The sequence below is a fragment of the Enterococcus dongliensis genome (assembly GCF_031927985.1).
Taxonomy (GTDB): Bacteria; Bacillota; Bacilli; order Lactobacillales; family Enterococcaceae; genus Enterococcus_A; species Enterococcus_A dongliensis.
Genome location: NZ_JARPZC010000005.1, coordinates 20459 through 45518 on the forward strand (window position 1 = coordinate 20459; position 25060 = coordinate 45518).

The window sequence follows — 25060 nt, forward strand, 5'->3', positions numbered from 1 at the left end:
AATCGAGCAGATTTGTTTTCTTTTTTCTAAAAATGGTTATGATGAAATCAAAAAGGGGGAAGGATTTATGACAGAAGAAAGAGCAATTTTTGCTGGCGGATGTTTTTGGTGTATGGTGAAACCATTTGATCAAATGCCGGGTATCAAACAAGTTGTTTCGGGTTATACCGGCGGACAAGTACCAAATCCGACCTATGAAGAAGTTTGCAGCGGGATGACTGGACATACAGAAGCAGTTGAGATCACGTTTGATCCAGCAGTAATTTCTTATCAGCAGTTAGTTGATATTTATTGGCAACAAACAGATCCGACAGATGCTTTTGGTCAATTTGCTGATCGGGGAGACTCTTATCGTCCAGTAATTTTTTATACTTCTCCTGAACAAAAAAATGTAGCCGAAATGTCAAAAAATCAACTGCAGTCTAGTGGTCGATTCAAAGATCCGATCGTTACAACGATTGAGCCAGCTCAGACTTTCTATCCTGCAGAAGAATATCATCAGGATTTTTACCGTAAAAATCCGGCACATTACAATGCCTACAGTGAAGGTTCTGGTCGTAAAGGATTTATTCGTAAACACTGGGATAATCAATGATTTTTTATTAAAAGAATCAACAAGCCGATAAATAAAAAAGGCAGAAAGGGCAACCGTTCTGGCTTTTTTTTACGAAGCAATTGGCAGCTGAAAAAGATCAGGCCGCTTACAGAGGCAATAAACAAAAGTTGCAGCAATTCATAGCCGGTTAAAAAGAGGCTCCACAAACCAATCACCCAGAGATCTCCTAAACCTAAGCTGTTTGGGAAAATTTTTTGACTGAGAAAAAATCCGCTACCGACAATTAACGGATGTAACCAATAAATAGGAACTAAAAATAAACCGCTGATTAGTAGAATCATCCCGGTACTTAAGAAAATCCTCATTTCGACGATCAAGTGATCCCAATCAATCACGGCTAACACCAATGAACTTAGTAACCAAAACAATTGCCAACACAGGAGCCAATGGAAATCTCGTAAAAAAAGCCAAAATAGGAGACCGCAAATCAGTTCCAACCAAAAACTACGTGAAGAAAAAGGCTGTTGGCAGTGGGAGCAGTGAAATTTTTGACGCAGAGCAGAAAACAAAGGAATCATTTCGCTCGGATGAAGTCGTTGTCCGCAATAATCACAGCAAGAAGAAGGGAAGAGCAAAGATTTTTTTTGTGGAACCCGAATACAAACGACGGCTAAAAAAGACCCCATAATTGTGCCGAAAATAAACTGTTTGATCGTTCTCATCTCCTTTTGTAATAAGATACGAGAAAGGGAGGATTTTCTAGCGTTTTCTTTGTACTTTTGCCGTAATTGTATTATGCTTTTGATGGAGCAAAAAATTTAGGAGGTATAAAGAAATGAAATTTGAAAAAACAAAAGAAGTCTTAAACCAATTAGTAGCAGATTTGAGTCAAATGTCTATGGTTATTCATCAAACACATTGGTACATGCGTGGTCCTGGTTTCTTAACGTTGCATCCAATGATGGATGATTTCATGGATGACGTGAATGATCAATTAGATGAAATTTCTGAACGTTTAATCACGTTAGACGGTTCTCCTTACTCTACATTGCATGAAATGGCTGAACAAACAAAAATTCCAGATGAAGTAGGTCGTTGGGATCGTACGATGGAAGAACGTTTAGCAACTCTTGTTGACGGTTACCGTTACTTGGCAGACCTTTATCAAAAAGGGATCGAAGTGAGCGGTGAAGAAGGCGACGATCCAACACAAGATATTTTCATCGAATTTAAAACAGCTACTGAAAAACGTATTTGGATGATTCAAGCACATTTAGGCAAAGCACCAGAAATTGATGCATAAGCTATAAAATCTATAATCAAAAGCGGCTATCATTGATGATAGCCGCTTTTTTGCGCGAAGTTATAAGGGGGAATCCGTATTCAGACCAACGACATTATCAACAGGAATAGCGATTAAAATTCCTTGAGCCTGACTTAGTAGACCACATTGTTCACTGATGGCTTTCATGATGGCTGTTTTTTTGTCCTGTTCTACTAAAATGTATACCATCTCTTTTTCCGGTTGGATACTTATTCCCCATTTTTTCATTGTTTCTTTTGAATCTAAGCGGCGAGCGTGGACGACTGTGCCACCAGCAGCACCAGCGGTAGTTGCTGCAGTCATGACTTCTTCACTGAATCCTTGATTGATAGTGACGATCAATAAACTGTGTTTTGTTTCATGAATCATCTGATGTTCCTCCTTTTTCTCCTCTTTTTGTTCTTCATGGAATAACTCAGAAGACGTTAGAATTTTCATAATATACGCACTTGCTCCAGAGATGGGAAAAGTAAAGGCACATCCTCTATTGGGTTTGTGAAGCGAGAGCCCCTCGGTGAGCGCATCGAATAATGCCGGCATTTGTGTTTTTAACACTGGACAAAAAAGAATCGCCTTTTCAGAAACACCTAGTCCTAAAAGATCGATGATCTCATTTGTGACGGTTCCTTCACCGGTACACAAATATTGAGCGGGTGCTTTTTGTGAAGCAAAGATAGCATGAGCTTTTTTTATATCTTTATAATTGATGATCAATAGCAACATTCGAATTGCCGGTTTATTAGACGTCATCTTCAGAATCCTCCCATTCCTCAATGCCATTGAGTTCCTCTTTTACTAAATCTATATTCCGCAGAGATTTTGCGGCTTTCCATTTATAAATAATCCCCATAATCTGTACGGCAATCAGAGGTGTCAATGCAACAAGAGCTACTACACCAAACGCATCCGCCATAATATTTCCATCGAGGGATTTACTAACTCCGATACACAAAGGAAGCAAAAAGGTGCTAGTCATAGGCCCGCTTGCTACACCGCCGGAATCAAAGGCAATCCCGATAAAAATCTTAGGAACAAATTTAGAAAGAATCAACGCGATAATATATCCAGGGATGATGATCCAATAGATACTAATACCTGTGAGTGCACGCAACATCGCTAAGCCAACACTGATTGCAACACCGATTGAAAGGCAAGCGTTCATAGTCGTTGCTGCGATCGAACCGCCGGTAACATTGTCGACTTGATGATTTAATACTTGAATTGCCGGCTCCGCTTTTACGATAAAATAGCCGATCAACATCCCGATTGGAATCAGCAACCATTTAAATTCACTTGCGGCCAGCTCGCTGCCTAACAAACTGCCTACAGGAGCAAATCCAATGCTGACACCTGTCAAAAAAAGGACGAGACCGATATAAGTATATAGAAATCCGATAATCATCCGAACGTATTGTCGATGATGATACCGCCGACTAATCAATTGGAAAAGCAAAAAAAGCAAACCGATTGGTAAAATAGAAATAGCGACTTCTATTGCAAAATGAGGCAATTCTAGCATAAATTCACGTATGATATCTTGGGTAGTGGTGACATCAAGAAACTCGATGGGGGTATAAGGCGTATCAGTTGGACGGAAGAAAATCCCCAACAGCAAAACCGCCAAAATAGGTCCAACACTGGAAATGGCAATTAAACCAAAGCTGTCATCAGAAGCATTTTTATCACTTCGTACGGAAGCTAGCCCAACACCTAAAGCCAAAATAAAGGGCACCGTAATAGGACCGGTGGTAGCACCGCCAGAATCAAATGCGACGGGGACAAAATCATTTGGGGTCAGAAATGAAAGGAGGATTACAATGAAATAGAGAATCATCAATATTAAAGATAAATTGATTTTAAACAAGATTCGCAAGACGGCCAGCGTCAAACAGCTCCCGACCCCGACAGCTACAGTCCATACTAATAAGCTGCTGGGGATTGCCGGCATTTGATCAGCTAATACTTGTAGATCAGGTTCAGCGATTGTGATCACCGCTCCAATAATAAACACGCTGAGGATCAGTAAAAATATTTTTTTACTTTTGGAAAGCTGGATTCCTATCCCTTCACCAAGTGGAATCATGGATATTTCAGCACCAAGCTGAAAGAAGCCCATTCCGATAATCAGCATCACTGCCCCGGCTAAAAACATAGCAAATGTCCCAATCTCCATTGGAACTAAAAAAACGCTGATAACTAGAACGGTAATTGTGATCGGCAAAACTGCCGACAACGATTCAGAAATATTTTCTTTTAGTTTTTGATTCATAGCTTCACTCCTTTTTTTATTGTATACAGAGTAGATCTCTGTGAAATGTAAAAAATGCTGAATAACTTAAATGAATTATATTTTTTTAAGAAAAAACCTTTATATAACTTCTTTTAATATAATACTATTCAACCGTATCATGTTTTATAAAATAATGTAAAGGTTTTCTGGAGAAGTATTCAAATCATTAGTGAATAATGATTTGAAAAACGATAATATCTCTTTATAAGAAAAACGGCTATCCATTGGATAGCCGTTTTTCTTGTAGTTTTTCTTTAGCAAGTTGAATTTGTTTTTTGACTTGATCAAAGCCGGTGCCGCCTAATGAATGTCGACGAATTACTGCAGTCTTAGAGGCCAATGTATCATAGATATCTGCTTCGATTACTGGGTTAATGGCTTGGTATTCTTCTAGCGGGACATCTTGTAGATAGATTCCTTTTTGGGTACAAGATAATACTAATTTTCCGACAATTTCGTGAGCTTGCCGGAAAGGAATACCTTTAGTTGCTAAATAATCTGCCAACTCGGTAGCATTCGAAAAATCTTTTTCGGTAGCGTCGTGCATGGTCTGTGTGTTGACTTTCATAGTAGCGATCATACCAGCCATGATGTCTAAACTTGTTGCTACGGTGTGGACTGTATCGAACATGCCTTCTTTATCTTCTTGGAGATCTTTATTATAGGCTAGTGGAAGACCTTTGATCACGGTTAGTAAGCCAATCAAATCTCCGAAAACCCGACCTGATTTCCCTCGAATCAATTCTGCCATATCGGGATTTTTTTTCTGCGGCATGATGGAACTGCCTGTAGAAAAGGTATCCGTCAATTCAACAAATTTAAATTCATGACTGCACCATAAGATGATTTCTTCACAAAAACGAGACAAATGCATCATCAAAATCGAACTATTACTTAAAAATTCAAGAATAAAATCACGATCGCTGACGCCATCGAGACTATTCATGTAAAGATCAGCAAAGCCTAATTCATCTGCGGTCATTTGCCGATCAATCGGAAAAGTCGTTCCGGCCAATGCAGCACAGCCTAGAGGCGAGATGTCTACCCGTTTAATACTTTCTTCCAAACGTGCTTGATCCCGAGTCAGCATACCGTAATATGCCATCAAGTGATGCCCGAAAGAAATTGGTTGCGCGTGTTGCAGGTGAGTGTAGCCTGGCATGATCGTTTCCACGTGTTCTTCGGCCTTATCAACTAAAACGGTCCGGAAATGTTGAACTTTCTCAATGATTTCGTGGATATGTTCTTTCAAATATAAATGCATATCTGTAGCAACTTGATCATTTCGACTACGAGCAGTGTGAAGTTTACCAGCCACTGGACCAATCTCGTCGTGAAGCATTTTTTCTAAGTTCAAATGAATGTCTTCATTTTCAATTGTAAAGACTAATTCATGATTGGCGGCTTTTTTAGCTAAAATTTTTAAACCAGCTGAGATCTGCTGTGCTTCTTCTTTTGTGATGATGCCTGTTTTTCCAAGCATGTTAACATGAGCTAAACTGCCGGTAATATCTTGTTTGGCTAATTGTTGATCAAATGGAATCGAAGCACCAAATGCATCGATCCAAGCTTCATTCTTTCCATCAAAACGGCCACCCCATAATTTTGCCATTGTTGTATCCTCACTTTATCTAATTAATTTTTAGCAAAAAAGACCGTCGCAACGGTCTTTTTGCCTTAATGCATCTTTTTTACTATACTTGCGGACTCTTTCAAGCGAGTCTACACAGCTTTTTCTTTTAAGGAGGAGGCATCTTCTCAGATACCTCAGGATGAAAACATTGCTGGTTTCCTTATTTCCTTACCGGAAAAGAAACTCTCCTAAGAGCAATGGCAAGATGTGAAACCGGACGGCCTTATTTACCGGCAAGTAAAAGCCGCCTCACATCTGGTTTCTCTTGCGCTTATATCCAGCTGAATGAATATATCCTATGAAAAAGAACAGATTCATTCAACCATCCTAGATACTTGGTTGATTATTTTCGGCTTGAACTTCAGCGTTTACTTTCGTTGGTAGGCCCCATAATTTGATGAAGCCAACAGCCGCATCTTGATCGAATGTATCGGCAGAAGTATAAGTTGCTAGATTTTCATTGTACAAGCTGTTGTCAGATTTACGTCCTTCAACGATTACGTTACCTTTGAATAATTTCACACGCAACACACCGTTTACGACTTCTTGTGATTGTTTTAAGAAAGCAATCAACGCATCCATTGTTGGATTGAACCAAAGACCATCGTAGATCATTTGACTTAATTGTTGTTCAATAATCGGTTTGAAATGAGCCATTTCGCGAACGAAAGTCAGATCTTCCAATTCTTTATGAGCTTTCATTAAGACTTCTGCACCAGGACATTCATACACTTCACGTGATTTAATCCCGACTAACCGATTTTCGATATGGTCGATTCTGCCAATCCCGTGAACGCCTGCGAGCGTATTTAATTTCATGATCAATGTTGCTAAAGATAATTTTTCACCATCTAATGCAGTTGGTACACCTTTTTCAAAAGTGATTTCAACAGCTGTTGGTTTATCCGGTGTTTCTTCTAATTCTGCAGTAATTGCATAAGCTCCTGCTGGCGGTGTTGCCCAAGGATCTTCCAAGACGCCGCATTCGCAAGCACGTCCCCATAAGTTTTGATCAATAGAATAAGGATTGTCTAAATCAGCAGGGATTGGTACGCCTTTTTCAGCGGCATAATTGATTTCTTCCTCACGTGACCATTTCCATTCACGAACAGGGGCAATGATTTTTAAATTTGGATCGAGTGAAGCGATGGACACTTCAAAACGAACTTGGTCATTTCCTTTACCTGTACAGCCATGAGCTATTGTTGTTGCTCCTGTTTGGTGAGCTAGCTCTACTAATTTCTTCGAGATCAATGGACGAGACAAAGCGGAGACCAATGGATAAGAATTTTCATAGTAAGTATTTCCTTGCAAGGCTACTAAAACGAAATCTTGTGAAAATTCTTCACGTGCGTCAATCGCATAAGATTCGCTTGCGCCAACTTGTAATGCTTTATTTTTTATAAATTCGGTATCGCGGCCTTCACCGATATCTAAACAGCAGGCAATTACGTCGTAACCTTCATCGACGAGCCATTTGATAGAGACTGAAGTATCTAAACCGCCTGAATATGCTAAAATCACTTTTTCTTTCATCCTGATTGCTCCCTTATTGCTTTTTCATTAAATTCTAATTAATGTGTTGAGGCTATAGTATCATCGTAAAATACAAAAAGCAAGCATTTTTTAAATATTTATGCAAAATAATTTATAATTACGTTTCTTTATTCATTTTATCAAGGATATTATTAACTATTATGAATAGTGGGGAAAGAAGAGGAAGATGAAACTATTTTGTGTTTTCAAAGAGAAAAACATTGACATAGCGGGGCTTTGCAAGTATTATGGTAAATGGTATTGTTTGCCCCATGAGAGCCCCGGAAACTCAAGTGTTTGTCAAACATTCGAAATTGAAATTGGAGGAAAAAAACGTGCGTACAACATATATGGCTAAGCCAGGCGAAGTAGAACGTAAATGGTACGTAGTAGACGCAACTGATGTTCCTTTAGGACGTCTTTCAACTGTTGTTGCTTCTATACTACGCGGAAAAAATAAACCAACATTCACACCACATGTAGATACTGGTGATTTTGTAATTGTAATCAATGCAGATCAAGTTAAATTAACAGGTAAGAAAGCAACGGATAAGATTTACTACCGTCACTCAAACTTCCCTGGTGGATTGAAATCAATCTCAGCAGGCGAAATGCGTGCTAAAAATTCTCGCCGTTTGGTCGAAACTTCTGTTAAAGGGATGCTTCCTAAAAACACTTTAGGACGCGCTCAAGGCATGAAACTTCACGTATACGGTGGAGCAGAGCATCCACATGCAGCACAACAACCAGAAGTATTAGACATCACAAACTTAATTTAAATAGGAGGGAAATTCATTGGCACAAGTTCAATATAGCGGCACAGGCCGTCGTAAAAATGCAGTTGCTCGCGTACGTTTAGTACCAGGAACTGGTAAAATTACTGTAAACAAAAAAGACGTTGAAGAATATATCCCACATGCTGACCTACGTTTAGTAATCAACCAACCATTTGGCGTTACTGAAACAGCAGGTTCATACGATGTATTCGTAAACGTGAACGGTGGAGGCTACGCAGGTCAAGCCGGCGCTATCCGCCATGGTATCTCTCGTGCTTTATTAGAAGTAGATCCTGATTTCCGTGCACCACTAAAACGCGCTGGATTACTTACACGTGATTCACGTATGGTTGAACGTAAAAAACCAGGTCTTAAAAAAGCCCGTAAAGCATCACAATTCTCAAAACGTTAATCAATTCCTTATTGTATCAACGTTTACAAGAATTTTTTGGTTCAAGTTGGTTCAAATTATAAATTTGACAAAGAATTTAAGAGGTTTAAAGCATCAGCATCTTGCTGGTGCTTTTTTTCTGGCATCAATTCAAGATAATAGTTCTGCGTTGTTTGAATATTGATATGACCTAAGCGTTTTGATACATAGGCAATATCAATATCTTGTGAAAATAGAAAAGAAGCATGAGTATCTCTTAGGCCGTGGAAGGTAGTTTTTGGAATATCTAGTTTTTTCAGTAATCTGGCGAGCTTAGCAGATTGTTGAAAGCCGTCAGGATCAAAAAAATATCCATTATCTTTAATCGGGACAGATTTTAGAATATCGTAGACTTCTTGGTTAATGGAAATATCTCGTCTTGAATTTTTTGTTTTTAACGAGGTATCTTCAGAAGTTGGACTAAGGGAACGTCTGACATGGATACCATATTCAAAGAGGTCTTCGGGACGTATACCTAAAAGCTCTCCGCGTCTCATACCAGTTTCTAAGGCAAGGAGTACAAGAATGTTAAACTCATTTTCTCGATGATTAATGACATAAGTACGCAGTTTCTTTAATTCGGTAATAGAAAGTGCACGGTTTCTCTTATCTAAAACTTTCCCTCGTGTTTTGACTAAATTTGCAAAATCGGTAGCAAGATAGCCACGAGCATAAGCATCACGTAATGCCGTTTTGATTTTCAATAGTACTTCATGAGTGGTTTTACGAGAATGAGTTTCTGCATACTTATCTATTTTTCGTTGTACTACAATATCGTTCAAATCCTTTAACTGTATATCGCCAAATAATTTCTTCACCACTTGAGAAGTCCTTTGATAATTTTGAAAAGTCGTTTCTTTTACATCGTTTTTCTTTATGATATGAATCCAGTTTTCAAAGAAGTCAGCAAATGTTGTTGTACGCTCTGCTAATTGTTTTCCATTTCCTTTCTCCAATTCATTTTCCAAAGCCCAACGAGTTGCTTCCTTTTTAGAGCTAAATGATTTTGTCAATTTCTTATGTTGACCATGATTGTAAAGTGAGATCTGAGCTCTATATGAGTTACCACGTTTAATTATACTAGGCATTTATAACAAATCCTTTCACTGAAAGATGGTTGATAAATGCTAGTTGAATACACCGTCATTCTACATGGCGAAAAGCATCTAATCAACCATCCTACGATATTTTAGCTAGATAGAGTGCGTCTTAATAAAATTAATGAGGGAAGTGACAGTGTATCGTTCTTGTCTTCCTATCATAAAACGCTCTAACTCATCGTTTGCGCGAACGAATTTATCAAAAGATTTTGGATCGATCCCTAAAAAATGAGAAGCTTGTTCTCTAGTAAGTAGATAGGGCAATTCATAAGTAGTTATTGTATTTTTCATAGTTTATTTCCTTTCCAAAAATGTTTTTTGGCTGACACAAGGAAATGTGCTATACTCAACTTGTCTAGGGCGGAGTACGTTTATACATTTTAATGTGTAAGCTGTGCTTTGCTTTTTTTGTGTATTTTTTCTGCCTTCATATTTTGAAGACACTGGATATAAAATTCTACTTCTTCCTGATAATAATCAGGCTCAGCAATCAAATTTTCTAATATTTTTTGCTGCCTTGAACTAAGTTCCCCACAGCTAATAATCTCGTTAATCAAATTTGAATCAAAATGATTATCTACCTCTTGAATAAATGCGAGGGTGGGAGAAACGCTGTGAATTAACCAATTCATACTTTTCTCAAAGCTTTGAGGAATTGTTTCTAAAGAAATGGTGATTGCGCCATGATTGCCAATAAAGGCTGCCCATTTGGCATCGACTTTTGCACCTGGATCATTTGGAGCACGGTCATAAAAACAAATTGCCCCATTAAGTAACTCAAAGAATAGTTTGGTTAAATCATGGGTTTTTGAAATAATCTTTGCCAAGCTTTGCGCTTTCTCTTTTCGATACCGTAGTTCAAAGCGATTTTTTACTTCTGCTTCTTCTAAAGAAATTCCTCGTCGCTTTCGTTGTTCATAATCCTTCTGATAAAAGCAAAAGCGACACTGACTCTTCTTTGAGCCTAAATACAAGGTCTCACCATTTGATTCATTGTTTATGATATCCGTACCGCCATGAGATTCACTCACTTGAAAAGTGGTCCACACATGGCCTAGTGTTACCTTACGCTTCAGTTCTGGAATGCTGAGACTCCCCACAAAATCATCTAAAGTAAAATCAATCCGTGTAAAGTTTCCCTGATAATCTAATACCTTACGGAAGAACTCTTGCCAGTTTGATTTTGCGGTCTTCAAACGCATGGCAAGATGTTTACAGCCTTGACCTGAAAACTCCATTACGGTTCCTTTTACCGTATCATCAATGGAATACCGAATCGTGATTACTTGATTCCAAACATATTGCCCAATATAGCCCTTTGGCGCATAATCCAGTTCCTCAAAGCGTTCAATAGGCATGCCAATAATCTCTTCAATCAACTTTAAATGTTGATTCGAGAAAAAGTGAATGGTTAGATAATCAATCAAAACACGATTAACTGGAACAATCTCTTCTTGCAAACTATCCAATACAAGATTCAGTTTTTCTGCACTTAATCGTCTCGTTCCTTTTTCTACCTTTGATAGTAACGACCTCGAAATCCCCACTTTTTCTGCTAAATATCGCTGGGTCCACCCCCTTTCTTCTCGAGAAACTCGAATGGCTTCCCCGAGATCATTTTGATTGACTTGGTTCATAGAAAAACCTCCTTCTGCTATTAAATTGTCAAAGAACCATCAGACTTATTTTAAGTACAAATCGATTGTACGCCTGTATTTATTTTAAGTCAATACATTTTGACTTTTTTTAAGTACAAGCGTATACTGAATTTAAGAACTTATCATGAGGAGGATTTTTCATGGAGATAGACAAGCAAGCAGTGGGCAATCGAATTCGGCAGATTCGCCAAGAGTTAAAGTTGAGTATGGAGAAATTTGGCAAACTAATTGGTGATTTACCACGAAGTACAGTCAATAACTGGGAACGTGGAATTAACCTTCCAAAAACCGAAACCCTTCACCAAATTGCAGAGGTGGGTCATGTCACAAACGAATATCTTTTGTATGGTGATCAAGAAAATCAATACATTTTAGAAATGCTTCAAAAAAAGGCTGGTAAGCTTGATCCTAAGATTGAAGGACTGATAGTAGACGAAATGAAACAAGCCGGTCTTGTTAGTGAAAAAGAAATGGATCGGATGATTGAATTTTTTATTACAAACCTCATTCCACCAACCGAACAAGACCAGTTTACTTTCCAATGTATCGATGAGAAAAAGCAACTTTACCTTGGTTCAACTAATTTTGGTAAAGAAGCGCAACTCTATTTACACCATGATAATCAAAATCATATTCTGCACATAATGCCCTTTACCTTCTCCAACTTTAGTATGGATCGCTTACTCGTCTATTTAGCAAATCAAGAATCCTATTCCTATTTTGGGAAACATTTGCCCAAGAAACTTGTTGAAAAAGCCATCCTTCTATACTCGATCAATCAATTGACCGGCGATGTTCGAATCGCCCCATTAGTCTATTCAAAAGAAACAGCCTCCTATCAATACACAGAAGATAATCTATACCTATTAGAAGAACAATACCTCTATCTTCCATTCGCAATGGAAATCGAGAAAGAACGCCTGTTAAATGCAGCGTATCCGCAATCAAAATAAGGTGACAAGATTGATAAGCATGTGACAAAGAAAACACTGCTAGGACACTCCCAAATGGGTAGTTGTCACAGTTTCCTGTTCTTTGTTAGCCCCCTGTTAGAAAGAGGGGCTTGCCCATGCCGTCCGGCTACGCCGTCCTGCAACAGCATTAAAAAGAGGAAAGACTAGCTTATACGGCGCTGCCGTCGCTAGTCTTTCCTCTTTTTATGCTACTACTTGTCTATTTAGATTTAACTTTCATCAGTCGTAAGCCGTTCAAGGTAACTAATATAGTTGCCCCCATATCAGCTAAGATAGCAATCCACAATGTTAACCAGCCGGGAACTACAAGTAATAATGCTAATAGTTTGATTCCCAATGAGAAGGTAATATTTTGCTTAATGATTCTCAATGTTTGGCGACTTAATTTAACAATAAAGGGAAGTTTCTGTAAGTCATCACCCATTAAAGCAACATCAGCTGTTTCTAAAGCTGTATCTGTTCCAGCACCACCCATTGCGATACCGACTGTTGAGGCAGCTAATGCTGGCGCGTCATTAATACCATCACCAACCATGGCAACTTTTCCATAGGTTTCCTTGAGTGATTTAATATAATCTAATTTATCTTGAGGCATCAAATCGCCTTTTATTTCAGTTACACCTGTTTGTTTTCCAATTGACTGAGCAGTTGTAGCATTATCACCAGTCAGCATTATCGTATGCTCGATTCCTAAATCATGTAATTTTTCAATGACTGCTTTACTTGATTCTCTTAATTCATCAGCTACCGCAATGACTGCCAAAATTTGTTTATCCGTCCCTAAGAGCATCGCTGTTTTTCTTTGTTGCTGAAGTCTTTGGTAAGTTTCAATAATCTTCGAGTTATCTGTTAAAATAGATTCAAAAAGCTTTGGACTCCCTACAAGATAGGTAATTCCCTCAATGTTTCCTTGTATTCCTTTTCCAGTAATTGAAGTAAACTCGTCAACAACTACTGATTTATAAGAAATCGCTCTATTATCAGCTTCTTTTAAGATTGCTGACGCGAGAGGGTGTTGAGAATATGATTCTAATGCTGTAATAATTGAGAAATATTTCTCTTCGTCTTTTGAATCAACTGTAGTGAAATCTGTTACCGTTGGTGTTCCTTTAGTTAATGTTCCTGTTTTGTCAAAGGCAATGGCCTTGAGGCCACCAATTTCTTCAAGATAAATACCGCCTTTTACCAAAACACCATTTTTAGCAGAGTTTCCAATTGCTGAAACGATAGACACAGGTGTTGAGATTACTAAAGAACAAGGACAGCCAACAACTAATAAAGAGAGCCCTTGATACAACCAAGTATTCCAATCTCCGTTAAAAAATAATGGGGGAACAATGACGATTAATGCGGCAATCACCATAATGGTGGGTGTATAATATTTCGCAAATTTATCGACAAATGCTTGAGCAGGTGCTCGTTCACCCTGTGCTTCTTCAACCAAGTGAATAATTTTTGCAATAGTCGTATCATTTACATGTTTTGTTACTTTGACTTCAAGTGCACCTTCTTCATTAATCGTTCCTGCAAAGATATCATCATTAATATTTTTTTCAATAGGGACAGATTCACCGGTAATCGCAGCCTGATTCACTGAGGAATGGCCTTTAATGACTTGACCATCCATAGCAATTTTTTGTCCAGGCTTAATGATCATAATATCGCCTACTTCGATTTTTGAAACATTAATCATTTGTTCAACATTATTTCTTCTAATTAATGCTTCTTTCGGAGCAATATCCATTAGGGAACGTATTGATTGTCTTGCTTTATCCATTGAAAATCGTTCTAAAGCCTCGCTAATTGCAAATAAGATAACAACGATTGAGCCCTCAGTCCATTCACCAATAATTGCAGCACCAATGATTGCAATTGTCATAAGAGATTCCATTGAGAAATCCAATTTAAATAGGTCTGAAAATCCTTCTTTAAACAAACTAAATCCGCCGATAATAATCGCTAGTATAAATAATCCTTCTGTTAATAGCGCATCTTCACCGTTAACTACTTGAGATACTAATGCCAAAATAATTAAAAACAGTGAAACCAATAGGTTCCAGTTTCTTTTCACAAAAGGCTCTTTTGTTTCAATGCGAGGTTCTGTATCATGTTCGGACTGAACTTTCAGATTCTCAAAAGCTCCTGCAGCTTCAATTTCTGCAATAGTCGCTTCGCCTTCGATAGAGATTTTTCCGGCACCAAAATTTACTTTTGCATCGGTAACTTTTGGTATTTGAGAAACATTTTTTTCGAATTTTGCCGCACAATTCGTACAGCTCAATCCTTCAACCCGATAGACTTGTTTTTTTTCACTCATACTAGCACCTCATCTTCTAAATATAGTTTGGAATTTAGTAGTTGGACAAATTTATCATTCTTGATAGAGTAATAAACCAATTTCCCTACTTTCCGACTCACCACAATTCCATTCTTTTTCAATGATAATAAATGGTGTGAGGTTGTTGCCACGCTTGCTTCAATAGTTGCTGCGATATCACATACACATAATTCATCCTCATAACTTAGGGCGTAGATAATTTTTAAGCGATTCTCATCAGCTAAAATTTTGAAGACACTTTTCAAGCTCGAAATATCTTCAGTTTGTAACTTTTCTTTTCCTAGTAAAACTTTATCTTCATGAACACATGAGATTTCACAAATTTCGTTTTTCATACAGCTCCCCCCTTTATTCTAATTGATATTTGAATGAAGTGTATCATAGATTATTATTATATTCAAGTTATCATTTGAATATACAGGGAACAGTAAAGATTGAATGATGAATCTATAGAGTAGTGATTTTCAAACTTGGTTTAATCGAGCCCAAAAGAGTAACTAAGTAATTTGAGCTGAAAGACAGAAACATTTGACAAAACATAGATGATTATCTATATTTTATACATAGATAGTTATCAATATGAAGGAGAAAAGCTATGAACTATGAAAAAACATCATTATTATTAAAGGCTATGGCTGATCCAAAACGGATGAAGATTGTGGATCTTCTTTCTTGTGGCAGTCTTTGTGCATGTGATCTACTGGATCATTTTGACTTTACTCAGCCAACACTATCTCATCATATGAAGGTGCTAGAACAAGCTGGAATTATTTCAGTCAGTAAAAAAGGGAAATGGCATCATTATACGTTACAAGAAGAGTTTGTCAGAGAATTTTTGGGTTCAATGATGCAACTGCTGTCTAATGACGAGCAAACGTGTATCTGTCAGAATAAAGAATGTGTAGAAAAAGGAGAAGAAGTACATGAAAAAATTAGAACTATTTGAACCAGCAATGTGTTGCTCAACCGGTGTTTGTGGTCCCTCAGTGGATGAAACATTGCTCATGATTACCTCAGTTTTTGAAGCGCTACAGGGAGTCTTTCAAATTGAAGCGACTCGTCACAATTTGACCAGCGACCCAGATGCGTTTGTCAATAATGAGACTGTGTTGAAGGTGATGCAAGAAAAAGGCAATGAAATCTTGCCAGTTACAGTGATAGATGGTGCCATTGTTAAAATGGGTGCGTATCCAACAATAGATGAACTTTCTAACTACACTGGGTTGGTATTTGTTAACCAAAATTCTGAACAGACAGGCGGTTGTTGTGGCGGATCTGGCTGCTGCTAAGGGAGATGTAAATATGCAACGATATGAATTAAATCAACTGAATCCGACAAAATATTTATTTTTTACTGGTAAAGGTGGCGTGGGTAAGACAACGGTTGCTTGTGCGACAGCGACAAGTTTAGCAGATAATGGCGCGAAGGTGATGTTGGTTAGTACGGATCCTGCTTCGAATCTGCAAGATGTATTTCAGACAGAATTGACCAATAAACCAAAAACGATCGACAGCATTCCTAATTTGAGAGTAGCTAATTTTGACCCAGTGACGGCCGCAGCTGAATATAAGGAAAGTGTTGTTGGTCCTTACAGAGGGATTCTACCCGATAGCGCATTAGAAAACATGGAAGAGCAGCTGTCTGGTTCATGTACCGTGGAGATTGCGGCTTTTAATGAATTTGCAAATTTTTTGACAGATAAATCTGTTGAAGAAGCCTACGATCACATCATTTTTGACACGGCTCCGACCGGTCATACATTAAGGATGCTGCAGCTGCCTTCTGCGTGGAGTAATTACTTAGATGAAAATACGACAGGTGTTTCTTGTCTAGGACAGTTATCTGGTTTAGGCGATAAAAAAGAGATGTACGCTGAAGCAGTTAAAACGTTAAGCCAAGAAGAATTGACTACACTAATGTTAGTGACTCGCCCTCAAAAAGCGGCAATAATCGAGGCGACTCGAGCGTCTGATGAATTAAGTCAACTAGGTATTCTTAGCCAAAAATTAATTGTTAATGGATTACTTGAAACAGCGGATGATCCTATTTCACAAACGATTTACGACCAACAACAAAAAGATTTAAGTGAGATGCCCGCAGGATTAAAGAAATTTGAGCAATTCTATGTTCCGTTACGAGCGTACAACGTAACAGGTATCCAGAATCTACGGACTTTACTTGATAAGAATCAACCACCGATTTCAGAACAAACAAATCCAGCGATTGAATTGCCTACACTCAGTGAGATTGTCGCTGATTTTATCGCAACAGATAAAAAAATTATTTTTACAATGGGTAAAGGTGGCGTAGGGAAGACCACTATTGCGATTCAAATAGCGAAAGCTTTGTCAAAAGCTGGCAAGAAAGTTCATTTAGCGACAACAGATCCGGCCGATCACTTAAGCCTTTATTTAGCAGAGACTAAAGAAATTTTTGTGAGCCATATTGATGAAGAAAAGGAATTGCAAGCTTACCAAGAAGAAGTTTTAGCCAAAGCAAGAGAAACGATGAGTGCGGATGATGTTGCGTATGTGGAGGAAGATTTGCGTTCCCCTTGTACCCAAGAGATTGCCATATTCAGAGCCTTTGCTGAGATTGTCGATAAGGCTGAAAATGAGATTGTTGTGATAGACACCGCACCAACCGGTCATACATTGTTATTATTAGATTCTACCCAAAGCTATGCAAAAGAGGTCGAACGCAGTGCTGGTGAAGTTCCAGCATCTATCAAAAAACTGTTGCCGCGTTTACAAAATAAGGCTGAAACTGAAGTATTAATGGTCACCTTACCTGAAACGACGCCTGTTTATGAATCATTACGGCTTGATGCGGATTTGGATAGAGCAAAAATTGCTCATACATGGTGGCTAGTCAATCAGAGTATGTATGCGACAGACACATCGAACGTAATTTTAAAAGCTCGGGCAGCCAATGAGATTGAATGGATAGAGAAAGTGGCTGAAGTATCCAACGGGCATTTTGCAGTGGCTGAATGGGTGTCTGATTTTGAAGCAGAATTCGTCCACTAAACGTTTTACTTTTACGATAGATGAGTTTCTTTCTTAAAGGGACTTATCTATCTAAATGGAGGTTATGATAATTATGAGAAAAATTGAAATTTATGAACCGGCAATGTGTTGTCCTACCGGCGTGTGTGGTCCCTCTGTGGATCAGGAGTTATTGACAATTACGGCAATCACAAAAGAAGTCAATGCGTCTGAGGAAAATCGAATCTATAGAAGAAATTTGTCACAGAATCCACAAGCCTTTGTCAGAAGTGAAGTAGTCAATCAAAAATTGAAAGAATCTGGAGTAGAAGGATTGCCGCTGACTCTCGTAGATGGACAAGTTTATCTGGAAGGGAAATATCCAACTATCGAACAAATACGTGAATTGACAGGATTGAAGTTAGAAGATATAAAATAAATTCTAGAAACTTTGGAGATGAAATAAGTGAATCAAGTAACAAAAAAATTATCATAAATTATCATTATTAGATAGATATCTAACCTTATGGATTTTTATCGCAATGGCTGTAGGGATTGGCCTAGGTTATTTCTTACCCGGCGTACCCAAGATGATTAACCATTTAGAAGTCGGTACAACCTCTATCCCTATTGCAATCGGTCTAATATTGATGATGTATCCCCCTTTAACCAAAGTGAAATATGAAGAAATGTGGCGTGTATTCAAGAATTGGAAAGTTTTGTTGCTTTCCTTAGTGCAAAATTGGATCGTCGGTCCCATTGTTATGTTCGTACTGGCGGTAGTTTTTCTTCATGACTATCCAGACTACATGGTTGGACTGATCATGATTGGTATTGCTCGATGTATTGCGATGGTCATTGTCTGGAGTGAACTTGCTCAAGGCGATAGTGAGTACACGGCAGGCTTAGTTGCCTTTAACTCGATCTTCCAAATTGTTTTCTATTCGCTATTTGCCTATATATTTGTGACTGTTTTGCCGACATGGTTAGGTTTAGAAACACATTCGGTAAATATAACTATGGGTGAAATTGCCAAAAGTGTCTTTATTTATCTAGGAATTCCTTTTATTGCTGGGATTAGTTCAAGATTTCTTTTACTTAAATTCAAAGGGAAAACGTGGTTTGAAACAAAATTCATTCCTAAAATTAGTCCAATTACATTAATTGCTTTGTTACTTACAATCGTGATTATGTTTTCTGTTAAAGGGGAAAAAGTCATTGAATTACCTCTTGATGTTGTAAGAATTGCCATTCCATTATTTTTATACTTTATTATTATGTTTTTCGTTTCATTCTTCATTTCTAATAAAATGGGCACGAGTTATCCAGTCGCAGCTTCGCTCTCTTTTACCGCAGCAAGTAATAACTTTGAATTAGCGATTGCTGTGGCAGTAGACGTCTTTGGGATTAATTCGGGGGAAGCTTTTGCAGCCGTTATCGGTCCACTAGTTGAAGTGCCCGTACTCATCGCATTAGTAAATGTTGCTTTGAAATTTAAGCAAAAATATTTTACGAAAGAAGGCGTAAGCCACTAGGAGGAAAAAATGAGCGCTGAAAATAAAAAACAAGGATTAGGGATTTTTGAAAAGTATCTGACTTTATGGGTTATTTTATGTATGGCAGTAGGTGTGTTGATTGGGAAGTTTATTCCAGCTGTGGCAGACACATTAAGTAAGTTTGAGTATTATCAAGTCTCTATTCCAACCGCGATATTAATCTGGTTAATGATTTATCCGATGATGTTGAAAATTGATTTTACTAGCATTGCTCGTGCAGCAAAGAAACCCAAAGGACTAATTATCACCTGTGTAACCAATTGGTTGATTAAACCATTTACTATGTATGCCATTTCAGCCTTCTTCTTTTATGTTGTCTTCAAAAATCTAATTCCCGTGGATCTAGCTAAGGAATATGTTGCCGGAGCAGTCATTCTCGGCGCAGCACCATGTACCGCTATGGTTTTTGTCTGGAGTTATTTAACAAAGGGAGACGCAGGTTATACCTTGGTTCAAGTAGCTATCAATGATTTGATTATTCTATTTCTATTCGCACCTATCGTAGCGTTCTTACTAGGTGTTGACAATGTGGCCGTTCCAATGGGGACACTCTTACTATCAACGTTGCTCTTTGTGGTTGTACCGCTATTATTAGGCTTCTTCACACGCGTGATAATTATAAAAAATAAAGGCTTAGCGTATTTTGAAAATGTCTTCTTAAAGAAATTTGATTCGGTTACCATTATGGGGTTATTATTAACATTGATTATTATCTTCTCTTTCCAAGGAGAAAAGATTTTAGCTAACCCTATGCATATTTTACTTATCGCGATTCCATTAATTATCCAAACCTTTCTTATTTTTACAATCGCTTATGGATGGGCTAAGCTTTGGAAGCTACCGCATGATATTGCATCACCAGCAGGTATGATCGGCGCAAGTAACTTTTTTGAATTAGCCGTTGCAGTAGCTATTTCATTATTTGGGTTACAATCCGGCGCTACGTTAGCGACTGTAGTTGGCGTTTTAGTCGAAGTACCAGTCATGTTACTGTTAGTTAAAATATCTAATCGCACAAAAAATTGGTTCATTCAAAATCCATCAGAATTGTCTGATATCGGAGGGAAATAACAATGAGAAAAATTTACTTTTTATGTACAGGCAATTCTTGTCGTAGTCAAATTGCAGAAGGTTATGGAAAAGCTATTTTGCCAACTGCTGAATTTGAAATTAAAAGTGCCGGCATTGAACAACATGGGTTAAATCCTAGAGCTGTTCAAGTAATGGCTGAGGAAGGGATAGATATCTCTACGCAAACATCTGATTTGATCGATATGGATTATTTTAATCAGGCAGACCTAATTATTACGCTATGTGGTGATGCCAAAGACAAATGTCCAGTAATTCCAAAAGGGATTGAGCATGCTCATTGGGATTTGGAAGATCCAGCCAAAGCAACTGGAACAGAAGAAGAAATCATTAATAAATTCAGAGAAATTAGAGATGATATAAAAAGTCGTGTAGCGAATTTGCTAGATTAAGTAGCAACTGTCATCTATCTCGGTAAAAGATAAAAAGACGTAAAATGTCCTTTTGATAAATTGGAAAATTAAAGTAAAAGCCGTGCGAAGTGAAACATAAATCTTCGATGGCTCTTACTATTTTAAGAGAAAAGAATCTGCTTTTGGCGTAAAATTGGATTTATCTATCTGACATACTGACGAGTATTTTTTGACCCTATATTTGACCTTCTCAATCACATTTAAGTAGGTGTGACCGGCTTATACAATTATTCGAGAATCTAGTAGCTTAGCTAATTCTGGCCTTGAAACCCCTATTAGACAGCTATCCAGCCATCAATACGGTCTCAAATAAATAAGAGGGGAGGAATAACTCTAAAAAAGATTGATAAACTAGTAAGAAAATTGTATTCAACTACCATTCATCTTTGGTTCAAATTGGTTCAAGTAATATCAATATTAATCCTATTTTATCCATATCAAACTGTTTTTTAGATGTTTGTAATGTTGATATAATTGTATTTCTATTGATAGAAGTACTTGTAATAAGTACGAGTCACATCTCAAAACGTTAATCTTTGTTACATCAACGTTTCAGACACTTTCCATTTTTTGGAGGGTGTCTTTTTTCTCGTATTTTTCACTTGTTTTTGAGCATAGTTATTCATAGGATTGATTGTTAAAGGTAGTTGTTGTTGGTATTATATAACTAGTATTATCATTACATTGTTTGGGGATGAAAAAAGTGAAAAGATTAGTGGTTGGAAGCCTTTTAGTTAGTTCGTTGTTGTTGGGTGCTTGTCAAAAATCAGATAAAACAGTAGTAAAATCTACAGAACAAACGAGTAGTGTTACGAAAGAATCTAGTGGTACAACGATCGAGCGTTCAAGCAGCAGTTCAGAAATGCAAAGTAGCACGGTTAATAGTGAATCGGCTATCGTTGCTGACGCCCAGAGTTTATTGATAGGAAAAAGCTTTGTCCTATCACCAATGTTATATGATGGCGAACCGGTCAATCAAGCGATGGATGAGCAAAAGGCGCCGCAAAATTTGTTCCATGATGGGGTCGCTAATATTCGGTTTATGGATGAGGCTACCGCACACATTGGATTAGCAGGTTCTTACAGGCCCGATCATGATACGGCGTATACATTAACGTCCCGTACATTGACTGTTAACCAGCATACAATTCCTTATTCTATTGAAAATGGGCTGATTTCATTTGAGTCATGGACAACAGAAGATCAAGGCCATACGATTACTTGGTCGTTTGAGCCTGAGGGAGAGGCTGCGGAAAATTCTTCCGAAAATACTTCAGATACGATTGTTGATACAAAAAATTTAACTGCAAGCCAATTAAAAGAGTGGGTCAGTGCGGTATTAGACAAACAATTCAGCATGGGAAGATCTTCCTTTCCGTACACATTGACTGTAGAAGATCATGAAGGATATGCGTATGTTCGAGTAGAGCATAGTGAGATGCAAATAGACTCGATTACCGGGTTTCGGGTGAATGAACAAGGTCAATTGGAAGAAGGAGACAGATCAAATGGATTTCCTGTAACTTATAAAGTTATGTCTTCAAAATTCATGGATACATCGGAAGTCACTGTACTTGAATAATGAATAAATAGTAAATGAGAAGTGCTTACTTATTTTTAAGTAAGTGCTTCTTTGTTTTCTTTACTATCTAAAAATAAAGGTGTAATTTAAATAAGAAGCAAGGAACTGTTTGAAAGAGGGAGTATAGAAATGGCAGTATATTTGGTAGGGGCAGATAATAAGACATTATTCAAAAAAAGATCTACATGGGATTTTGAAGCGGCTTTAGCAGCAGCAAAAGATGGTGATACACTGGAAATTGAACGAGAATTTTTTGTTGTTTTTGAAAAGAATGAAGAAAATATCATCATAGACAAGAATATCACCATTCAAGGCCAACTAGCCGAAACAAAGGATGGTCAAATAATCCCTACCATTCAAGGTGGGCTATTTGTCAAAAATAAGGCTGCTGTTACTTTGCGCAACATCGGTATCCGCAGACAAATTGCTAAAAGTAATTGTTTGAATGTGAGCAACGGATCCTCTGTGGTTGCGGAAAATGTCGTGATAGAAAATACAGCGACTGAAGGAGAAAATTATCCAATTGTTTATGTAAAGGAACAGTCAAAGCTAGAATTGAATAAAATAACGATTATGCCAAGCTCTATCAGAGACGGAAAACACAAAATCTATGTAGCCGATTCTAAAATGAGATGAAAATCAACTACTTTGGTGAGAAAACTTCTTATGAGAAGTTGAATGAAATGATTGGACTAAGCAGTATCAAAGCAGATATCAAAGAATTTATTTCCTTAGCTCAGCTTAAAGCGCAAAGCTACATAGTAGATGAAGATGACTATTCTGCATTGGTCCATCATAATTTTGACCGGACCAATGATTTTAGTAATGGTCGCTGGATTCGCAACTTGAATGAACGGATCATAAGAAAATTAGCACTTAGACTCTATGAAGATGAAAATGGGGATATAACAAAGATAACCAAAGAGGATCTAACTGCGGTGAAGTTGTAATGCGGTTTTGGCGCAAATCTGCGAGCGATTTTAACTTAGTTTATCCTACAAAAAATACGGCTCAATCTCGTTTGAGGCGTGTTTTTTTGTTAAGTGACAGATTCGATCTTTCGCTTTGCTTCTTCCTACAAACCTTAGTATAATAGCGTTGTTTTGAAATGTAGAAGATCGCGTATTGCGCTAGGAGGAAGTTATACATATGGTACATAATTTTTGGGCAGAATTGCCAAAACCTTTTTTTATATTGGCGCCGATGGAAGATGTGACAGATGTCGTATTTCGGCATGTTGTAAAAGAAGCAGGAGCGCCGGATGTTTTTTTTACGGAGTTCACCAATTCTGATAGTTTCTGTCATCCAGATGGGATTGAAAGTGTACGGGGGCGATTGGTTTTCACCGAAGATGAACAGCCGATGGTTGCTCATATTTGGGGAGATAAACCGGAATTTTTCCGTGAGATGAGTCATGCGTTGGCAGATATGGGGTTTAAGGGGATTGATTTGAATATGGGCTGTCCAGTTCCCAATGTTGCTGAACGTGGCAAAGGCAGTGGATTGATTTTGCGTCCAGAAGTGGCCGCAGAATTGATTGCAGCAGCGAAGTCAGGTGGGTTACCTGTCAGTGTAAAAACGCGGATTGGTTTTACAGACAAGGCTGAAATGGAGCAATGGATCAGTCATTTATTGAAGCAAGATATCGCCAATCTTTCCATCCATTTACGAACACGAAAAGAAATGAGTAAGGTGGATGCTCATTGGGAATTGATTCCGCAAATCATAAAACTACGTGATGCCATCGCCCCGCAAACATTGATTACGATTAATGGGGATATTTTAGATCGGAAAATGGGCGTAGCGTTGGCAGAAAAATATGGCGTCGATGGTTTGATGATCGGTCGCGGAATTTTTAAAAATCCTTATGCGTTTGAAAAAGAACCACAAGACCATACACCTAAAGAGCTGATTGACTTGTTACGTCTGCAACTAAACTTACAAGATAAATACGCAGAGCAAGTCCCACGTTCGATTGTTGGACTGCATCGCTTTTTCAAAATTTATGTCAAAGGATTTCCAGGAGCAAATGATTTAAGGGTTCGGCTGATGAATACAAAAGCAACAGCTGAAGTCCGAGAGATTCTAGCAGATTTTGAAACCAAACATCCAGAACTTATTTAAACAAAGGCCCTATCTCTAACGGTTCATCTTGAGAAATAGGGTCTTTTGGTTCATAGTTATTGATCAAATGATTAGATTAAAATAAAGTTTATGATTCATTGGAAAAACGAAAGCCTAAATAGGTTTTACTCTGAGTGATCAGTCGTTGCAATGATAGTGCTGACAAGTGTCAATACGTCTTTGAGTTTATCGATCTCGGTAGTATCGTGAGATAAGTAGTAATAGTTTTTCGTTCCTTCACTGCGATAATTGATGAGTTTTGCTTGTTTTAAGATCTTCAAGTGATGAGAAACAGCTGGCCGAGAAAGGTTTGTCGCTTCAGTCAGCTCAGTTACTCGCAGTCCTTTACAAGCAGGGTCTTCTAATAATGCGATGATGATCGCTTGCCGTTTTTCATCGCCTAAAGCAAGTAAAAAATCACTGGCTTCTGAAAACCGATTTTGTAATTGTTTTAAATCGTGCATGAGCGCCCCTCTTTTGTTTATTATTTCAAACCATTGAACCATCAATGCTCTGGCTTGTCAATTTTTAGCAAAACAAAGAAGTTGACGAAAGATTTTGAATCAGCTAAGATACATTTTGTGACAATGGTTCAAAAGTTTAAACGAATAAACTTGAATAAATCTAGCACAAGGCTAGAAAATATTAGATTATGACATAAATAGGCTATTTTCTAAATAGATCATTCAGAAA

The 25060-nt window shown here is 37.9% G+C and carries 26 protein-coding genes and 2 pseudogenes; 16 read left to right on the forward strand and 12 right to left on the reverse strand.

From position 1 onward, the window contains the following. Positions 1-67 precede the first annotated feature (67 nt). A complete protein-coding gene (gene msrA, locus P7D84_RS05345; RefSeq protein ID WP_311805396.1) occupies positions 68-595 on the forward strand; it encodes a peptide-methionine (S)-S-oxide reductase MsrA in 528 nt (175 codons plus the stop codon). Here the strand turns inward: msrA and P7D84_RS05350 are convergent. Next, the gene (locus P7D84_RS05350) at positions 589-951 is read right to left on the reverse strand and encodes an A24 family peptidase (protein ID WP_246022714.1); all 363 of its coding nucleotides are present in this window, start codon (positions 949-951) and stop codon (positions 589-591) included. The two genes, msrA and P7D84_RS05350, sit on opposite strands and share 7 nt — an antisense overlap. 123 nt (positions 952-1074) lie before the next feature. Beyond that, a pseudogene (locus P7D84_RS13825) lies at positions 1075-1278 on the reverse strand (prepilin peptidase); the annotation flags it as partial. 113 nt (positions 1279-1391) lie between these two features. Between P7D84_RS13825 and P7D84_RS05360 the strand changes: the two are divergent. Continuing rightward, positions 1392-1859, forward strand: coding sequence for a Dps family protein (locus P7D84_RS05360; RefSeq protein WP_137604447.1), 468 nt, complete (start codon positions 1392-1394; stop codon positions 1857-1859). A gap of 60 nt (positions 1860-1919) precedes the next feature. Here P7D84_RS05360 and P7D84_RS05365 read toward each other — a convergent pair whose 3' ends face one another. The 4 genes from P7D84_RS05365 to P7D84_RS05380 form a co-directional block, all read right to left on the reverse strand. Continuing rightward, a complete protein-coding gene (locus P7D84_RS05365) occupies positions 1920-2630 on the reverse strand; it encodes a transposase (RefSeq protein ID WP_311805399.1) in 711 nt (236 codons plus the stop codon). Further along, positions 2620-4149: a DUF1538 domain-containing protein gene (locus tag P7D84_RS05370; protein ID WP_311805401.1), complete on the reverse strand. Its 1530-nt coding sequence runs from the start codon at positions 4147-4149 to the stop codon at positions 2620-2622. The genes P7D84_RS05365 and P7D84_RS05370 overlap by 11 nt, the downstream gene beginning before the upstream one ends. 238 nt (positions 4150-4387) lie before the next feature. Beyond that, positions 4388-5782: an argininosuccinate lyase gene (gene argH / locus P7D84_RS05375; RefSeq protein ID WP_311805402.1), complete on the reverse strand. Its 1395-nt coding sequence runs from the start codon at positions 5780-5782 to the stop codon at positions 4388-4390. Positions 5783-6130: 348 nt separating this feature from the next. Then, positions 6131-7339: an argininosuccinate synthase gene (locus tag P7D84_RS05380; protein ID WP_311805403.1), complete on the reverse strand. Its 1209-nt coding sequence runs from the start codon at positions 7337-7339 to the stop codon at positions 6131-6133. Between the two features lie 350 nt (positions 7340-7689). Here P7D84_RS05380 and rplM point away from each other — a divergent pair, with 350 nt between their 5' ends. Both rplM and rpsI read left to right on the forward strand, forming a co-directional pair. Next, positions 7690-8118, forward strand: a complete 429-nt coding sequence (rplM, locus tag P7D84_RS05385) for a 50S ribosomal protein L13 (protein WP_311800782.1) — start codon at positions 7690-7692, stop codon at positions 8116-8118. A 16-nt stretch (positions 8119-8134) separates the two neighbouring features. Continuing rightward, positions 8135-8527 carry a 30S ribosomal protein S9 gene (rpsI, locus tag P7D84_RS05390; RefSeq protein ID WP_010744355.1) on the forward strand — a complete coding sequence of 131 codons (393 nt, stop codon included), beginning with the start codon at positions 8135-8137 and terminating at the stop codon, positions 8525-8527. A gap of 56 nt (positions 8528-8583) precedes the next feature. Here rpsI and P7D84_RS05395 read toward each other — a convergent pair whose 3' ends face one another. From P7D84_RS05395 to P7D84_RS05405, 3 genes are all read right to left on the reverse strand, one after another. Then, positions 8584-9633, reverse strand: a complete 1050-nt coding sequence (locus P7D84_RS05395; protein WP_002406008.1) for a tyrosine-type recombinase/integrase — start codon at positions 9631-9633, stop codon at positions 8584-8586. 105 nt (positions 9634-9738) lie between these two features. After that, on the reverse strand, positions 9739-9936 hold the full coding sequence (locus P7D84_RS05400; RefSeq protein WP_002372025.1) for a hypothetical protein: 198 nt from the start codon (positions 9934-9936) through the stop codon (positions 9739-9741). 89 nt (positions 9937-10025) lie between these two features. Then, positions 10026-11282, reverse strand: a complete 1257-nt coding sequence (locus P7D84_RS05405; RefSeq protein WP_174124127.1) for a replication initiation factor domain-containing protein — start codon at positions 11280-11282, stop codon at positions 10026-10028. Between the two features lie 161 nt (positions 11283-11443). Between P7D84_RS05405 and P7D84_RS05410 the strand changes: the two genes are divergently transcribed. Further along, the gene (locus P7D84_RS05410) at positions 11444-12256 is read left to right on the forward strand and encodes a helix-turn-helix domain-containing protein (RefSeq protein WP_137604951.1); all 813 of its coding nucleotides are present in this window, start codon (positions 11444-11446) and stop codon (positions 12254-12256) included. A 220-nt stretch (positions 12257-12476) separates the two neighbouring features. On the opposite strand, the gene cadA is transcribed toward P7D84_RS05410, so the two are convergent. After that, positions 12477-14594 (reverse strand): cadmium-translocating P-type ATPase CadA, encoded by a 2118-nt coding sequence (cadA, locus tag P7D84_RS05415; RefSeq protein WP_070293505.1) that lies wholly within the window; start codon positions 14592-14594, stop codon positions 12477-12479. After that, complete coding sequence (gene cadC, locus P7D84_RS05420) at positions 14591-14950, reverse strand: Cd(II)-sensing metalloregulatory transcriptional repressor CadC (protein ID WP_002406511.1); 360 nt, start codon at positions 14948-14950, stop codon at positions 14591-14593. Before cadC ends, cadA begins: the two co-directional genes overlap by 4 nt. A gap of 260 nt (positions 14951-15210) precedes the next feature. Between cadC and arsR the strand changes: the two genes are divergently transcribed. From arsR to P7D84_RS05475, 11 genes and pseudogenes are all read left to right on the forward strand, one after another. Beyond that, a complete protein-coding gene (arsR, locus tag P7D84_RS05425) occupies positions 15211-15561 on the forward strand; it encodes an As(III)-sensing metalloregulatory transcriptional repressor ArsR (protein ID WP_010750088.1) in 351 nt (116 codons plus the stop codon). Continuing rightward, positions 15539-15904, forward strand: coding sequence for an arsenite efflux transporter metallochaperone ArsD (gene arsD / locus P7D84_RS05430; RefSeq protein ID WP_010750089.1), 366 nt, complete (start codon positions 15539-15541; stop codon positions 15902-15904). Before arsR ends, arsD (P7D84_RS05430) begins: the two co-directional genes overlap by 23 nt. 13 nt (positions 15905-15917) lie before the next feature. Beyond that, the gene (gene arsA, locus P7D84_RS05435) at positions 15918-17645 is read left to right on the forward strand and encodes an arsenite efflux transporter ATPase subunit ArsA (protein ID WP_025480573.1); all 1728 of its coding nucleotides are present in this window, start codon (positions 15918-15920) and stop codon (positions 17643-17645) included. A gap of 73 nt (positions 17646-17718) precedes the next feature. After that, on the forward strand, positions 17719-18042 hold the full coding sequence (gene arsD / locus P7D84_RS05440; protein WP_010750091.1) for an arsenite efflux transporter metallochaperone ArsD: 324 nt from the start codon (positions 17719-17721) through the stop codon (positions 18040-18042). A 55-nt stretch (positions 18043-18097) separates the two neighbouring features. Next, positions 18098-19138, forward strand: a pseudogene (gene arsB, locus P7D84_RS05445) (ACR3 family arsenite efflux transporter); the annotation flags it as partial. 9 nt (positions 19139-19147) lie between these two features. Beyond that, complete coding sequence (gene arsB, locus P7D84_RS05450; protein WP_070293508.1) at positions 19148-20230, forward strand: arsenite efflux transporter membrane subunit ArsB; 1083 nt, start codon at positions 19148-19150, stop codon at positions 20228-20230. Between the two features lie 2 nt (positions 20231-20232). Further along, on the forward strand, positions 20233-20640 hold the full coding sequence (arsC, locus tag P7D84_RS05455) for an arsenate reductase (thioredoxin) (RefSeq protein WP_010750094.1): 408 nt from the start codon (positions 20233-20235) through the stop codon (positions 20638-20640). Between the two features lie 724 nt (positions 20641-21364). Then, positions 21365-22243, forward strand: a complete 879-nt coding sequence (locus P7D84_RS05460; protein ID WP_376716916.1) for a hypothetical protein — start codon at positions 21365-21367, stop codon at positions 22241-22243. Positions 22244-22372: 129 nt separating this feature from the next. Next, positions 22373-22879, forward strand: coding sequence for a right-handed parallel beta-helix repeat-containing protein (locus tag P7D84_RS05465; RefSeq protein WP_311805414.1), 507 nt, complete (start codon positions 22373-22375; stop codon positions 22877-22879). Between the two features lie 47 nt (positions 22880-22926). After that, positions 22927-23193 carry a hypothetical protein gene (locus tag P7D84_RS05470; protein WP_311805416.1) on the forward strand — a complete coding sequence of 89 codons (267 nt, stop codon included), beginning with the start codon at positions 22927-22929 and terminating at the stop codon, positions 23191-23193. Positions 23194-23392: 199 nt separating this feature from the next. Beyond that, positions 23393-24367 carry a tRNA dihydrouridine synthase gene (locus P7D84_RS05475; RefSeq protein WP_311805417.1) on the forward strand — a complete coding sequence of 325 codons (975 nt, stop codon included), beginning with the start codon at positions 23393-23395 and terminating at the stop codon, positions 24365-24367. A 125-nt stretch (positions 24368-24492) separates the two neighbouring features. On the opposite strand, the gene P7D84_RS05480 is transcribed toward P7D84_RS05475, so the two are convergent. Further along, entirely contained in the window at positions 24493-24831 is a 339-nt protein-coding gene (locus P7D84_RS05480) for an ArsR/SmtB family transcription factor (RefSeq protein ID WP_311805419.1), read from the reverse strand. Positions 24832-25060: the final 229 nt, after the last annotated feature.